Annotated in this window: 9 protein-coding genes; all 9 read right to left on the bottom strand. The window is 42.9% G+C overall.

The genetic code is table 11. From position 1 onward, the window contains the following. Positions 1-216 (bottom strand): hypothetical protein (locus AAEY80_RS04850; protein ID WP_350587951.1); only part of this gene is annotated, 216 nt, incomplete at its 3' end. Positions 217-323: 107 nt separating this feature from the next. Next, positions 324-1,382: a hypothetical protein gene (locus tag AAEY80_RS04845; protein WP_025668433.1), complete on the bottom strand. Its 1,059-nt coding sequence runs from the start codon at positions 1,380-1,382 to the stop codon at positions 324-326. Between the two features lie 30 nt (positions 1,383-1,412). Continuing rightward, a complete protein-coding gene (locus AAEY80_RS04840) occupies positions 1,413-2,477 on the bottom strand; it encodes a DUF6708 domain-containing protein (protein ID WP_025651038.1) in 1,065 nt (354 codons plus the stop codon). A 51-nt stretch (positions 2,478-2,528) separates the two neighbouring features. Continuing rightward, entirely contained in the window at positions 2,529-3,731 is a 1,203-nt protein-coding gene (locus tag AAEY80_RS04835) for a DUF6708 domain-containing protein (RefSeq protein WP_025651039.1), read from the bottom strand. Next, the gene (locus AAEY80_RS04830; protein ID WP_156915613.1) at positions 3,732-6,338 is read right to left on the bottom strand and encodes a T6SS effector BTH_I2691 family protein; all 2,607 of its coding nucleotides are present in this window, start codon (positions 6,336-6,338) and stop codon (positions 3,732-3,734) included. Between the two features lie 57 nt (positions 6,339-6,395). Beyond that, complete coding sequence (locus AAEY80_RS04825) at positions 6,396-7,316, bottom strand: hypothetical protein (RefSeq protein WP_025651046.1); 921 nt, start codon at positions 7,314-7,316, stop codon at positions 6,396-6,398. Between the two features lie 54 nt (positions 7,317-7,370). After that, entirely contained in the window at positions 7,371-10,136 is a 2,766-nt protein-coding gene (locus AAEY80_RS04820) for a contractile injection system protein, VgrG/Pvc8 family (RefSeq protein WP_350587950.1), read from the bottom strand. Positions 10,137-10,242: 106 nt separating this feature from the next. Beyond that, positions 10,243-11,397: a type VI secretion system protein TssA gene (tssA, locus tag AAEY80_RS04815; RefSeq protein ID WP_025651828.1), complete on the bottom strand. Its 1,155-nt coding sequence runs from the start codon at positions 11,395-11,397 to the stop codon at positions 10,243-10,245. Beyond that, positions 11,397-14,330: a type VI secretion system ATPase TssH gene (gene tssH, locus AAEY80_RS04810; RefSeq protein ID WP_350587949.1), complete on the bottom strand. Its 2,934-nt coding sequence runs from the start codon at positions 14,328-14,330 to the stop codon at positions 11,397-11,399. Before tssH ends, tssA begins: the two co-directional genes overlap by 1 nt. Between the last annotated feature and the right edge of the window lie 10 nt (positions 14,331-14,340).

The following is a 14,340-nucleotide window of genomic DNA, read 5'->3' as shown; positions in this document are numbered from 1 at the left end:
AAACAAGACTAAAGGGCCAATAATCATTATCAGCCCACCCTCATTCAGCATGCTACTGCCCACATCATTAAAGGTTAGTGCATAAGGGGTGATGCCTCGCACATCTTTTGCCACGTACAGCATATTGGGATGGTCTTTTTCTATATCCACTACGTTACTATAGGGCCTGGGTAATAAGGTAATACTGGCTGTATCTTGGGTAGGTAGTACATCCATATTAGAATGGCTCGCTATTGATTTTTAATTATTAAGAATATTTATTTAAGGGTTTGTCGTGTATTGGTCTCGTACTGTCTAATCGACGTTGGCTAATCAGTTTTCATCTAGGCAATCACCAGCATCACATACAATATCGACCCGACAAACCATATGACATTAATTGCAATGCCTGAGTACCATTTTATTTTCATTTTTCGGTTTTGATTGTTAAAGGCGGCCTTGCGCTCTTCTGTGACAGGTAGGATGTTATACGGATTGTGCTCACCGTCCCACATAAGCCGCCGCTGCACTTCCGGATGTAGTGCAGGATTAGCGCTTGATTGATAAATATTGCCCTCTGCTAGGTCTAAAAAGCTAACTGTACAAGCACGCAACCAACCCATAAAGGTCACTTCATGTTGTAGTCCAGTCAGACCCTTGTCTTTTTTCTCTTGAGCAATATCGGCACAGGCGAGTAGCGATGTGCTGATATCTGTTGGACACGCGTGGGCATATCGTGGATCAAGCGGTAGCTCGTCTGCGGGACGCTCCATATAGGTACGGATAAACGTCCATTGGTCGTAAGGGCTGAGTTGCATATCTTCAAAATTAATAGATATACTTGGCTCTCCTGTCGTGTTATTTATGACATGTAGATTCAGTACTTCATACACTAAACCTTCATTACGCCTTATGGAGGCTGTGATGTCTTTATAATTAATTAAATGAAAAATAGGGTCTTGTTTACGCTTGTGCTCATAATAAGCGATTTGTTGAGTGTTTTTTAATAGCAGTATTTTATGGTAGCGAGATTGCTTTGTTTTTAGTTGCTTTAGGGTTAAGAAAGGGGCAGTAAAAAAAGAAATAAAAATAGCAATCAGACATATAACTGCATAAAAATAATGAATTAAGATCCCTTCTCTTATTACCGCATTAAACATAGCGTAAATAATAAACATAAATTGCCCAAACAACCATAATGAACTATATGATGCTAAAAACCATACATTTTGAATAGAGTTAATAATGGGATGAAATAATAAATAATCAGGATTCACCTCATGAGCAAGCTTACTCAGCCGCTCTATACTTGCATTTTTTTCTTTAAAATTAGGAATGCTGCCCTCATAAGGGCGACTGAGTATTTTACCGACAGGAGGTATAGGGGGAACAGGTAAGATCATAGTTATACAATATGTAGTTAGCAATTTTTGCTAGCTATTATAAGCCACCACTGCCCATACAAATAAGCCAACGTTGATGAGTATGATACATACCCATCTGACATTAACCTCCCAATTTTTACCGTCAAAGGCTAATTTGGCTTCATCAGTTATGGGCTGTATCGGATACGGGTTGTTTTGACCGTTCCATGTCAAAAGCTTTTGCACGTCAGGATGTAAGATGGCTCGCTTGGTGCATTGGTAATGATTAGCCTGAAATAGATTACCTAAAGCTATTATTGAGCCTATTATAAAGACCATGATCTGACCACCGCCAGAATGATCACTAGGCAGTATGCCGTTTTTGCGATAGATAATATCAGCGCAAGCAAAAAGTGATTTACTGGTATCCGCAGGGTATGCTTGGCAGAGTTCGCTGTCTATTGGCAGCTCATCCGCTGGACGTTCCATATAGGTACGAATAAATGCCCATTGCACTCGTGGGTTGACTCTATAATCCTCAAGCTTTAAATGATGGGTAATGTCCCCTGTCTCAGGATCAGCGACGTAGAGATTGAGTGGTGTGTACGCTTGATTATATTTGTCCAGATGCAAGTCTGGGCGTACGTCTTTATAGTCGACTACTTTAAGCTCGTAAGGCTTTCTAAACTTCATCAGTGGACGATAGTAGTAGGCTATCTTTTGCTCTTTTTTTAAAAAGTAATACTGGGTGCGAATGAAGTACTTTCTAATGAGTTGATAGAGAAGTAGGATTAGAGGTGTACAGAATACTATAAACATAAGAATGCCCAATACTATAAAAGACATTGTAAAGCCAGATAGTACAAAATCGATATTTAGTATGAACAGTAAGGTAAAAACGACAGAAAACATAAAAGAAGAAAAGTAAACCCAACCAATAGCAAAATAAAACACCCAAAAGTACGCAGGTAGGAATGTTAAGTAATCAGGATTGACGTCGTGAATTTCTTTATTAAGATGTTCAATATCTTCAGTACTCTCTAATAAGCTTTTGTCTATACTGGTGGTATAGGGACGGTCAATAGGATTGTTAAGCTCACTGATATGTTTGGCGAAGTCGTCGCGTAATTGCATTCACAGCCTTCTTGTTTTTCTAAGCAATCATATGCATAGTAAAAAATTTAATCACACTAAATGAAACAAATGCAGTAGCTTATAGGCTAGCCCTGTGTCGTAGCCTTTAATTGCCCCTATCATATCAATAAAAAATGCAAAAACGAATAACATGACGATACCAAATAAAATAAGCAAAATACTATATGTCAGCTTTTTCCAAATAGGCTGATTGGCGTCTTCTATATTGCCTTCGGGCAGATATTTGTTTAGATCGTGCGGATCATTCGGGTCGATCTGACTCTCAGCTTCAATCTCAGGACTAAATTTGGGGGTAATACTGGTGTTGATAGAGAGTAGGCGTCCTAGATAGCGTAGCCATAGTTGTATGATGACTGCTAAATGTGTCCAATGCAGTCTTAATGCCTGCTTTGGATATTCCATATTTTCATCTGAATCAAGAGCGGCTAGTGTAGCTCGCTGAAAGGATACTAATGGTGTTTCTCTTTTTTTATGCACGGGATGAATATAGCGAATAGCATTCTTGACTTCTATAAGTTGCTCATCATCGCCTTCCATATAGCGGCGCACAAGTTCAAAATGTTGTTTCAGTTGTGTTCCACCTAGTATTTCTTTAGCTGTTAAATCACTGACAAAGGGCAAGCTAAACATACCAGTAATCGTCACACCATCATCAGCAAGTGTGATACCACGCACATCACCACCGTCTTTGTAGGTAGTGCCCATATAGAATTTCAGGTCATCCCAATCAAAAACCTGTACTTGTCGATTGGCTTGGCGAACATAAACCTTACGTGTCTTACGATTAAAACGAATAGGTAGATAAGTGTAGGTAAATAACTCTGTTGAGAGTAAAGCGAGTAAATAAATAAAGGCAACGATAAAGGCTAACGTTATACTACTAGCTAGCATCCCCAATAAAAAAGAACCTGTTAAAAACTCGTCATACAATATAACAAAACCCAAGTAAATAACACCAGATATCAATCCTAAAAAAAACAAACTGCCAAACGTGACATCCCCGCGTATTCTATCTTGACGTCCTGTTAACTCCATATAGGTGGAGTTAAACTGTACGACGGTACGCTGAGGATAAAGTGGTACGTCATAATAATGCGTTTTATCTAACCATTTAAAATCACGAATCTCTTGAACCCTTCCGCCTAAACCCATGCTAAAGTTCTCATCTAGCTTTTTATTAACTTCTTTATAGGATAGTTTTGCAAAAGGGTTCCTGCCATTAATATCTATCACTTAATTATCCTCAAGATCAATATCATCACCAACTACAGCACGATCAAACTGTTCTAACGTGTGCTCAAGTGACCAGTCAGCATTCTCGATCCCCCAAACACTAAGATTGAGCCAATTTTCCATTCCTGACTTTTTCCAATAGCCAATGAATAGGTTAATACCGATAAAACCAATAAGTAAAACGACACCAACACCTGTTGCAGTTGCTCCTAAACTTAAAGTCAGAAGCAACGTTGAGCCAGCACCAGTGGCTGCTGAACCATAGTAAGCCCACATCATAGTTTCATTATCATTTTCTTTGGCATCACGACCCGACTTTATATCAAATCCTGCAAATATTGCCGCCCCGCCGATACCTAATAGCCTTGCACCATTTGATAATCGACTAGCTTGACGAGTAGCATCAGACAATTTTTTAGCATTTACAGATTGACCAGCACCTTTTGCTAATTCAAGCTCACTTGCCAATAGCTTGCTGGCATTACCGCGCATTTCTAAACTACCGCCTAACAACACCATCAATCCTGCGGCTGCCTTACTGCCTTCTACTAGTCTATCCTCTTGAGTTTTTGCTTGAAAAAATGCACTGACTAAAAAGACGCATGCCACAGTTTGTAGCATTGCACCGAAGTAGTGAGTTCTGACCGCTAGATCTACTCTTCGATTGGTAATATCTGCAAAACGTTTGTAATCCTTATAACTTTGGTCATATAGTCCAGAGGTCATATTAACTGACTGATCAATTACCTGTCTCAACGTGTTTTTGTCAGAATAGACTTTACTACTATTCTGATAGACATTCATTCCTGCTCTGAGTTGATTTTTATCTATATAGTAGATGAAGTTTTGACTAATGGTTTTATTGAGTCTGGCAGACTCCCCTGAAGTCTTGAGTGCTTGATCGACACTTTCACGTATTTTAGTAGGTAAACTTCCATCTCCTGCGATGTGCATAATACCGTTCATTAGCGCTTTTCTTGCATCAGCATAGCTTCCTTGTCCTTTGACTATAATCAGGGCTTTTTCATGATGATAACCAAATAGGTACTCTTTCTGGGAAAGCATGAGTCCAGATAAAGTTTGACCTGTTCGATAGTTCTTCATAAACGGTACGGCAAGCTGTTCGGCTAACCCAATAGTGATTCCTACTTGATCAGCAATAGCATCATATCTACCAAATATAGCAGCCGAACCTGTATATAATAGTCCCGACCATGAATTGGTTGCAATCTCACTTGTGGTAAATCCTGCCGTGATGGCTGGAAGCCCTTCAATGTGATTGAGGACTTGATCTTGATTAAATGCTAAAGCACGTGCTAAATAATTATCTTCATCGCTTGCTGCTTTTTTGGATAAGTATTCATCATATAAATCAGTCAACATAGGGACGGTAGCCGTTGATCCTAAAAATTGCTGAACGGTAAGGGTATAATAAATGCAACTTATCTCATCTTCCTTGTCGAAGCAGTGAGACATCGTCGTTTTTAGATTTTCGTCTTCGAACACTTCTTTATAAGCGGTAGCTAATGTCTTTAACAAGGTGTTAAGCTCATTTTGACGTTGTTTAGATATTGCTTCAAAGTTTGCAAGCCAACTATCCATCTCGCTTTCACGAATCAGATTACTATAGCTTGACCATGCTAATTGTCGTTGACGCTGCAAGTACCTTGAAGCACCCTCTTGACGTCTTTGCTCTTCTGCTCGCTGCTCTGCGTCGCTTGGGCCATCTCCTTCCCACCTTGGCATAGGTCGCATCAGTTCGGTATGTTCATTGATTCTATCTATATGTTGCTGCGCATCGGTTTTCGCTTTCTCATCTATATTATCTTTCAAGGTATTAATAAGCGTCGCTACTGTATGACGATATACTTCATCTACAGTAGGCCGAGAAGCTAGTTGAGCTTGTATCATAAACTCATTTAAATCAATTAATTTTCCTATGGGATCTATTATAGAGATAGCAAACATTTCGTAAGAATCATCATTATAAGTACTCCATATTTCACCAACAAACGTTTTAAATTCAGATGTTCTATCAGGTTGATAGTTATTCTTAGTCAGTGGATTAGTAAATAGTCTACCATGATACTCAATCGGTAAAAAAACTCTATCGGGAGCAACAGGGTTTGGTTTTGCTTTATCCACTATATTCCAACCTATACCTCTAATAGCTCCGCCATACATTCCTCCTTCTTTACGATATCTAGCTAAATCAAATGAGATCATACCGTAACCCTCTCGAAGAGCTTCAATACTCGAATTCCTATCATTTTTGCGTTGATTTAATAGCTTTTTTGTCCACTTGACTGGACTGTATGCAAACCATAAAGTAGCAATTTCTTTATTTGGATCAGGTATACGAATAAAGCTTGACAAAGTTTTACAGTTAGCACCTTTGTTGCAAATGTAATCATTAGCAGGCAGCTCTGGAGTACTCTCTATATTTTCAACATCAAATTGTTTAAAATACCGCTTTTCAGTTATAACATAGCCATACCAATTCCCTTTATCGTCAAGAATGTAAAGGTAGCCTTCCCTCAAAAGTCTATCTGCTGTTTCGAGAGACTTATCATTAAAAATATAGCCTGTACGAGTTGGTACAAACATAAAACCTTCCGTTAAACACTGCTCACATCTCTCTGCCATGACCTTATCCCTTATCTTTTAATTATCTGATGTCACTAAATCTGATTGCTCATAACACTCATATAACCATCTATTCATCATTGTCATACGATCTACAGGATTGGTCAGATGAGTCGCTGCTACTAATTGATTATTTGCTTTATCCAACCAACTCAGTAATGTCTCATAGTGATTCACTATCAAATCACTACCTTCAATCCCTTTTTTGGCAAAAAAGCGATTAAATATACTGATATCGTCTAGCTGGCTTTGGGTAATTGGACAGTAGCTTGACTGATGTTGAATATAATTTTTAGCGTCAGCGATACAATGATGAACATTATCCATACTGTGCCAGTCACTACCTAATGCCAACCACAGCCGCTTGGGATAGCCATAGCGGTTGGCGATATAGTGATGCTGTTTTAACGGTAAGAGGTGAATCAGCACTTGCGCATCTAAGTAGCGAAAATGCTTTTTTTGACTGCCTTTCTGGATGATTTGATTCAATCCTAGTAAACGAGCGATTTGCTTAGCATCTGGTTTGGAGGCTTCTATATCAGTTGTATTAACTATTGGCTGCTGCCATTTAGGCTCGTCTGGTAGATACTCTTTTGCACTGATTCTTGTTTTATATGCCCTTATATTAGGGGCAGTATAATCCAGTAATGAGAGTATGCCGTGATGACGAGATAGCAGCTCACACTGCTGCAAATGCATCTCTAGGATATTACTGATGTCTGAGCTTAGCGTGACCATGACTGGACTATCGATCATATGGTAGCTAAGCAATTCTTGTTGTAATGAGTATATAGCGTCAGGGAAGGCAGAGTTTATCTCGCCGATCAGCTCTGTCTGGCTATGATGAACAATCATGACATCAAAGGTACTGAGCACCCTAGCGTCAAGCGTTTGCGTCTGTAGGCTTACGCTCAATGATTTTTCTGGTTGGATATTCATTATGCTGTCATGCTTTTATATCTGTGTGTGAGATTTGGGTGAGAGTCATTTTTATTATAAGTCGGTACTAGCAGCGTGATTGTCCTCAGCCTGCTCTGACAACTTCTCACAAGCTTCAAACTGCATCTGCTTCATCACTAAGTTTAAAGCCTCACCACCCCCACTGCCCCAATCCACCTTACTCGCCTTATACCCCACTTGCTTCGGTGTGATAAACGTCACATTGCCACCCGATAGCTCAATGCCACTGCCCGCCGCTTTTAGGGTCAGCGTATCAGGCGCGATAATCTCAATACTATCTCGGCTATGGAGTCTCAGTACTTGCTCGCTATCTAAACGCATCTCGTTCTGATGTGCTTGTATGGTCACATCGCCATGAGCAGCGGTATGGGTTTGGGCTTTATTACTGTAGTAATGGATATCGCCCGCTACTAGCTGATTCATCTGGGTTTGGCTATGATGATGGGTGTTATCTGTGGCGTGGCTATGGGTGCTTTGGGTACTGGTATGCTGACTGTGTTGTCCGCTGAGCATCGCTAGATGGCGCTGGGAGTCGATAAGCAGGTTAGCCTGTTGCCATTGACCTGATTCACTTAGGACTGAGTCATTGGTATCTTTGCTAAACTGGGCGTATGGGGTTTGGCTGTCTTCGTTACTGCCGCTTTGATTACTGCCTGCTTTGTTGCTTTTCTTATTGTTTGTACTCTCTATCCCGACTGGTTGATGAGCCTCAGTCAGCTGCTTGTAGGCCTGCTGGTGCTGATCCGCGGTTTGCAGTTTGCCATGGCTGCTGTGACTCATATGAGCGTTTGATTCTTGGCTGGCAGTTTGACTGCTACTGATATGAATACCTGTGCTGCCTTGAATATTGGCGGCAGCTTCAGTCTCTATGCTGATGCCTTGTCCTCTTGCTTGACCACGAGTGTGGTCGCTGTGCTGGTATAGGTGACCGATAGTTAAGCTAGACTGGTAGCTGCTGCTGTAAAGATTGATTTGCGGACTGTCAGGATGAGCGTCAAACATGAGCTGGTTATAGCCATTAATAAGGCTGTCTTTGCTGGCGTCGCCTGTACGGCTTGAGTCGATGCTTTGAGTCTTGATGCCGTCGATGGGATGGGCATGGCTTTGATTGATGAACCAAGCAGGACTGGTGGCATCAAGGCTATCTGAGTCACTGGCGATGCTATTATGCTGGGCGTTATCGTTGCCTTGGCCGTTGTGGGTGCTGCCAATAATGATGGGATGGATGATGTCACCATCGATGAAGTCGATCAGGACGTGTTGCCCATGACGCAGGGGATGGGTTTGTCCCATGTGGTCGGCGACTAAGTGACTGGCAATGGGTACCCAGTGGGCGTCATCACTACTGCTGTCGCTATTTTGTTCGCCCCCTTGTTCATTCTGCCAATGATAATGGATATGAGCGCGATGATTACGGTCATGAGTAATAGCACTGCTATCGGTGTCAATAATACTGGCACTCATGAGACCCGTCAGACTCGGATGCGGTTGTCCAAGTGTAGCAAGCTGTTCCCCATAAGGAATATGGTAATGGTGCGGAAACGGTAGATAGCAAGCGCTGATATGATGGACGTTGTCATCGTTGTCGTCATCATTATCATAGTTGGTATTTGGCTGTAAGGTAATGGGGTCAAAGGATGCTGCCCCCAGCCAATCTGCCGGAATATGGTTATTAATGTGCTGATGAATAGACACCAGACTGATGGGATCGGTTAAATAAGGGTTGCCGTCAATATGATGCACGCTGGGTAGTTGTAGGTGACGGATATTGCCGGTTAAGCTGCCTAGATTGGCACACTGCTGCGCGTTCTGCTGGTAGCGGGTGGCAAGCTTATCGAGACTGTCATCATCAAAACGGCTATGACTATGTAAAAAGCGCTGATGCGTGCTGTTTGATGAATCGATCGGTTGCTCGCTACTGCTACTGCCGGTATAGGTACTCATCAAGCGACTGTCATAACGATGTAGGTCGCTTTGCTGAGTATGCTGCGCAATACGCGGACGAATGGCAGTAATGCGGTCTTGTCTATCAGCAAGGTTGGCAGGGTTTTGACTGAGGATGCTTTGGATATCATTGGTATCAGGGCGCAGTATTTCGCCATCACTAGGTAACAAGACTAGAGTGTGCTTGTCGCTCTCATGACGGTAATAGCCTGTGACGCCATAGAGAGCAAGGTATTGGGTTAGATAAGCCAGATCGGTTTGGTTGTATTGGACGCTATGCTGTATATGGTAATCGCTGGCGCTACTTAAGCGCTCGTCAATCTCAACGTTCATATCGTACGAGCTTATGATTTGAGTGATGAGCTCACTGAGACTGAGATGGTGGTGACGGCGGTTATGACTGTTTAGGCGTAGTTGGCTAAGAGCAGGTTCGCAGATGATGCGGTAAGCGGCCATGCCGCTGTTGCTACCAAGGGCGATGACTTCGGTGATGATGCCGTGGCGAATTTGGCTGGATAGCATTGTATCGCCAGTATTCCATTGTATCGCCAGGCTTTGGCCTATCCAGTCTTTGGTATCCAGTCCTGCTTGTGGATGCAGTAAGGTGATGCTAATACGATAACCACAATAGAGGGCAAGCTGGCGCTGCTGATAGGACTGCTGACGTTGGTCTTGATGATACGGACTTGGATAAGCATTAGGCGCTGGCATAAGAGCGGGCTTACTCCAAACACTGTCGGGCAATGGCATGCCGAGCAAGCTCTCAACCAAGTCAGCCTGTTGAATGAGGCTGGTGGCAATATCAGGATGGGCACTACTCAGTTGCACATGCCGCTTTGTTTGAGTCCATACCATGACAAGCCCTTCTCTATCAGTCCAAAGGTGGAAAGTTTAATATTACAAAATCACAAATAGTGTATAAATTGCCCGTTAACCAAGTATTCATTTGTCGTTGATTCAATTAATAGCCATCGTCAGATGAATCACGCTTGGGTTGAATGCCAATCATGTCAGACAGTGTCGCCAGCTGGTCTTCGTTTTTGATGATATGAGTCAGCCATTGGTCGAGCGGCATATCCGCCCAATCAATCGCCCGACCGAGTAAAAACGTCACCGGACTGTGGGGCTCATTGGTCGCAAAGTAGTCTTGAATTTGACCCAGCAACTTAAGCGCTTGCTGACGATTGCTTTGATGATCACGGTTGCTAGGATTAAAACTGGTTGAGCTAATATTTTTTGCGCTAGCTGATTGTCCACTACTATCCGACATCACACTGTCACTATCACCCATGCTGTCCATAATATCGGCTACGCTATCTTGAGCAGAATTACTATTATCATCAGAATACTCTGGTATCAATGGACGCAAATGTTGGGTCAGAGCAACCAGTAAGTCCGTGACTGGTGCGAATACTGGTGCATCCATACCCATCAGATTATTGAGCTGGTCGGTCAGTGTTTGCCACTGCTCAGTAACTTTATTAAGATTGCTCATCAGTGCTTGTTGCCATGCCTCATTACTGGTTTTTATAGCGTGGTTATAATCACTTAGTGTTAATTGATTGGACGTTTCGCTATCGGGGTTTTGCTGACGCTGCTTATCATGATCGCGCGCGGTTAGATAGTAGTTATAATTGTAATTTCCTGCTTTACTATCAGCGAGCGATAGCTGTTTGATATCATCAGTGAGCGCCTTGACGAACCATGACAGTAGCCCTGCCCTGATATCCATGCTGTCTTCTTCACCATCTAATGGTGGATACATGGTGAGCCAATATTCGTCATTAAATGCTTGCAGTACGCTCAATCCATGACTGATGCCTGCTAGATGATTGGTATGACTCAGTGCATCGACGTACCACAGTGCCAGCTTCATATCTTTACTGGTATGGCTGAGCAAATCGGCACATTGGTTTTTGACAAAGTCCCAATCGGCCACTTTTAGTTCAGTAACCCAATTGCCTTGTGCCAGTAACGGATCGTCTTCTTGACGAGCGGCCACAATGGCATCGATACGTGGATCAAAGATGAGATCTTCTCCCACCCCATGATGGCTGCCATCGATAGGCGCGATAAGGGTGTCAATATCGGTCAGTAAGGAATTGCCCATATTCATTATAATAAATCCTTCTTAACAGATTTTTTACTGATGGTTTTTTTCACTGATGGCTTTTTTACGGCAGGCTTTTTGGCTGAAAGGGGTTTGCTTGGCGTTTCCTTAACTTGATCCTCAACTTGATTTTCAGTTTCATCTTCGCTGTGTTGCGCCATTTGATTGAGCGCCACAACGGCATCAGTATCCAGACGGTAGGCAAAATTATCATCCGCATCGACGAATACTGTAATCTTCTTTAACACACTCTGACTGTCATCATGAGCCAGCAGTTGACCCGCCAGCTGCGGTAGCAAGGTATGACTGATAATCGCATCGGCATTACGTGCACCAGAATCGACCTCGTGACAACGCGATAAAATAAGCTCGATCACCTCATCATCAATAACACAAGGCACATCATAATTGTCACGAATACGGCCAGTAATTTTATCCAACTTAAGACGAATAATTTCTGCCAGCGCGTTATCCGTTAACGGATAATAAGGTATCACTGTTAGACGACCCAAAAACGCGGGTTTAAAGGCTTTGTACAGATGCGGATTAATGGCCTGTTTTAAGCTATCACTGTCTGGCAGGCTAAAGTCCGTAACACTCGGATCAGTATTGATACACGCCTGCATAATCTGCGATGAGCCAATATTACTGGTCAATAAAATAAGGGTGTTTTTAAAATCAATTAAACGCCCCTCGCTGTCTTCCATGACCCCTTTATCAAAGACCTGATAAAATAAATCCAATACGTCTGGATGGGCTTTTTCGACTTCATCGAGTAGCAATACACTATAAGGGCGACGGCGGACCGCTTCCGTCAATACTCCGCCTTCACCATAGCCAACATAACCTGGCGGCGAGCCTTTTAATGAAGCAACGCTATGGGCTTCTTGATACTCTGATAGGTTAATCGTAATAAGGTTACGCTCACCACCATATAATATCTCGGATAGCGCCAACGCCGTTTCCGTCTTACCCACACCACTTGGCCCTACTAACATAAAGACACCTTGTGGACGGTTAGGATCATCTAGGCGGGCTTTGGCGGTATGAATGCGCTTGACGATAGCGGCCACAGAATGATCTTGGCCAATGACACGCGCTTGCAAGGTATCAGCCAAACTTAAGATATGATCTTTTTCATTCCCCGCCATATCGTTGAGTGGAATCCCTGTCCAATCTGAGATAATCTGCTTAATAACCTGACGATCTAATACAGGATGAATAAGGCGCTGCGTTTCTTGTACTTGTTTTAACGATTGCTCAATACTTTGATACTCAGCTTGTTTGTCTAAGCGCGCTTTTGCACTAAGGCTATCAGCGCCACCTGCCTTGCCATTCAGTTGTTTATTAAGCGCATCAAGCCGGTTATTAAGCTCGCGCTGTTCGTGCCAGCGACTGGTCATATCAGCAATGCTTTGTTGATTCGACTGACGCTGCTCATCGAGTACCGCTATTTTTTGGCTGACTTTCTCTTTTTCATCCACACCGCCGATACGCTCAAGTTGTTGACTGAGATTATTAATATGCTGTTCTAATTGCACACCTTTGGCTTTTAATCTGTCGAGCTGATTGGGTATGGCAGTCTTGGATAAGCTCACCCGTGCAGCCGCCGTGTCTAACACACTGACCGCTTTATCAGGCAGCTGCCTATCGCTGATATAACGTGCAGATAGCTCAACCGCCGCTTGTAGCGCATCGTCGTCTATTAATATGCCAAAATGATCTTGCATCTTGGCACTCAACCCACGAATCATGGCTACTGCTGTCTCGATATCAGGCTCATCGACTTTAACCACCTGAAAGCGACGAGAGAGTGCAGCGTCTTTTTCAAAGTATTTTTTGTACTCAGACCAAGTCGTCGCGGCAATGGTTCTAAGCTCACCACGTGCTAGCGCAGGCTTGAGTAAATTAGCCGCGTCATTTTGACCTGCCTGCCCGCCAGCACCAATCAAAGTATGCGCTTCATCGATAAACAGAACAATCGGCTGTAGCGAGGCTTGTACTTCTTCGATGACTTGCTTGAGACGGTTTTCAAACTCCCCTTTGACACTCGCTCCTGCTTGCAATAGCCCCATATCGAGACTGCGTATCGTCACGTCTTTGAGCTGATCCGGCACTTGACCTGCAACTATCTTTTGCGCCAGTCCCTCAACCACTGCTGTTTTACCTACCCCTGCCTCTCCAGTCAAAATAGGGTTATTTTGGCGACGACGAATCAAAATATCGATCAGTTGATGAATCTCAAATTCACGCCCTATCACTGGATCTATTTGCTCTGCACTGGCTTTAGCAGTCAAATCATAAGTATATTTATCCAACGCAGGGGTTGGCTTAGCTTCAGTTTGCTTAGTGTCTAAAGATTCTTGATTGTTAGTATCATCGTCTGCACTATTCGCACCATCATCAGCACCCTTATTGACGCCTTTATTACTGCTTGATCCACTGCCCTCAGTACTACCGAGACATTGACGCTCATAATCATCTTTGAGCGTGAAGCGATCAATATACTGTAGCTGTTCAGGAAGGGTTTTGAGTAGCGACTGATAACGCTCATATGCCAATAGCACGAGCAATATATGACCAGAGCGGATCTCTAAGGCGTTATTATTATCAATACTCTGACCATGTTGGCTGCTTGCCAGCTCCCATGCATCCTCTAACAACGCCATCAAATCCTGACTAAAAACAGGGGTCGAGCCTGTTGCTTGACCAAAGGTATTAAGCAAATCGGTTATGTCTGTTATTAATGATTGCTGATTAATTTTATTCACTTTTAAAATTTGAGCCACATCATTGTGCGGCGTGGCAATCAGTTCATGTAGCAGATGAACCGTATCAACTTCGCGATGCCCGTTATTGATACAAAGCCTAGCTGCCTGCTGCAAACACTGTCGACAGCTTGGGCTTAAGCGGGTAATTACAGCTTTTAACTGGCTCATAAATCTTTTC

This window comes from Psychrobacter sp. 78a-MNA-CIBAN-0178, assembly GCF_040309625.1.
Lineage (GTDB): Bacteria > Pseudomonadota > Gammaproteobacteria > Pseudomonadales > Moraxellaceae > Psychrobacter > Psychrobacter okhotskensis.
This window is presented reverse-complemented; position numbering and strand designations above follow the sequence as displayed.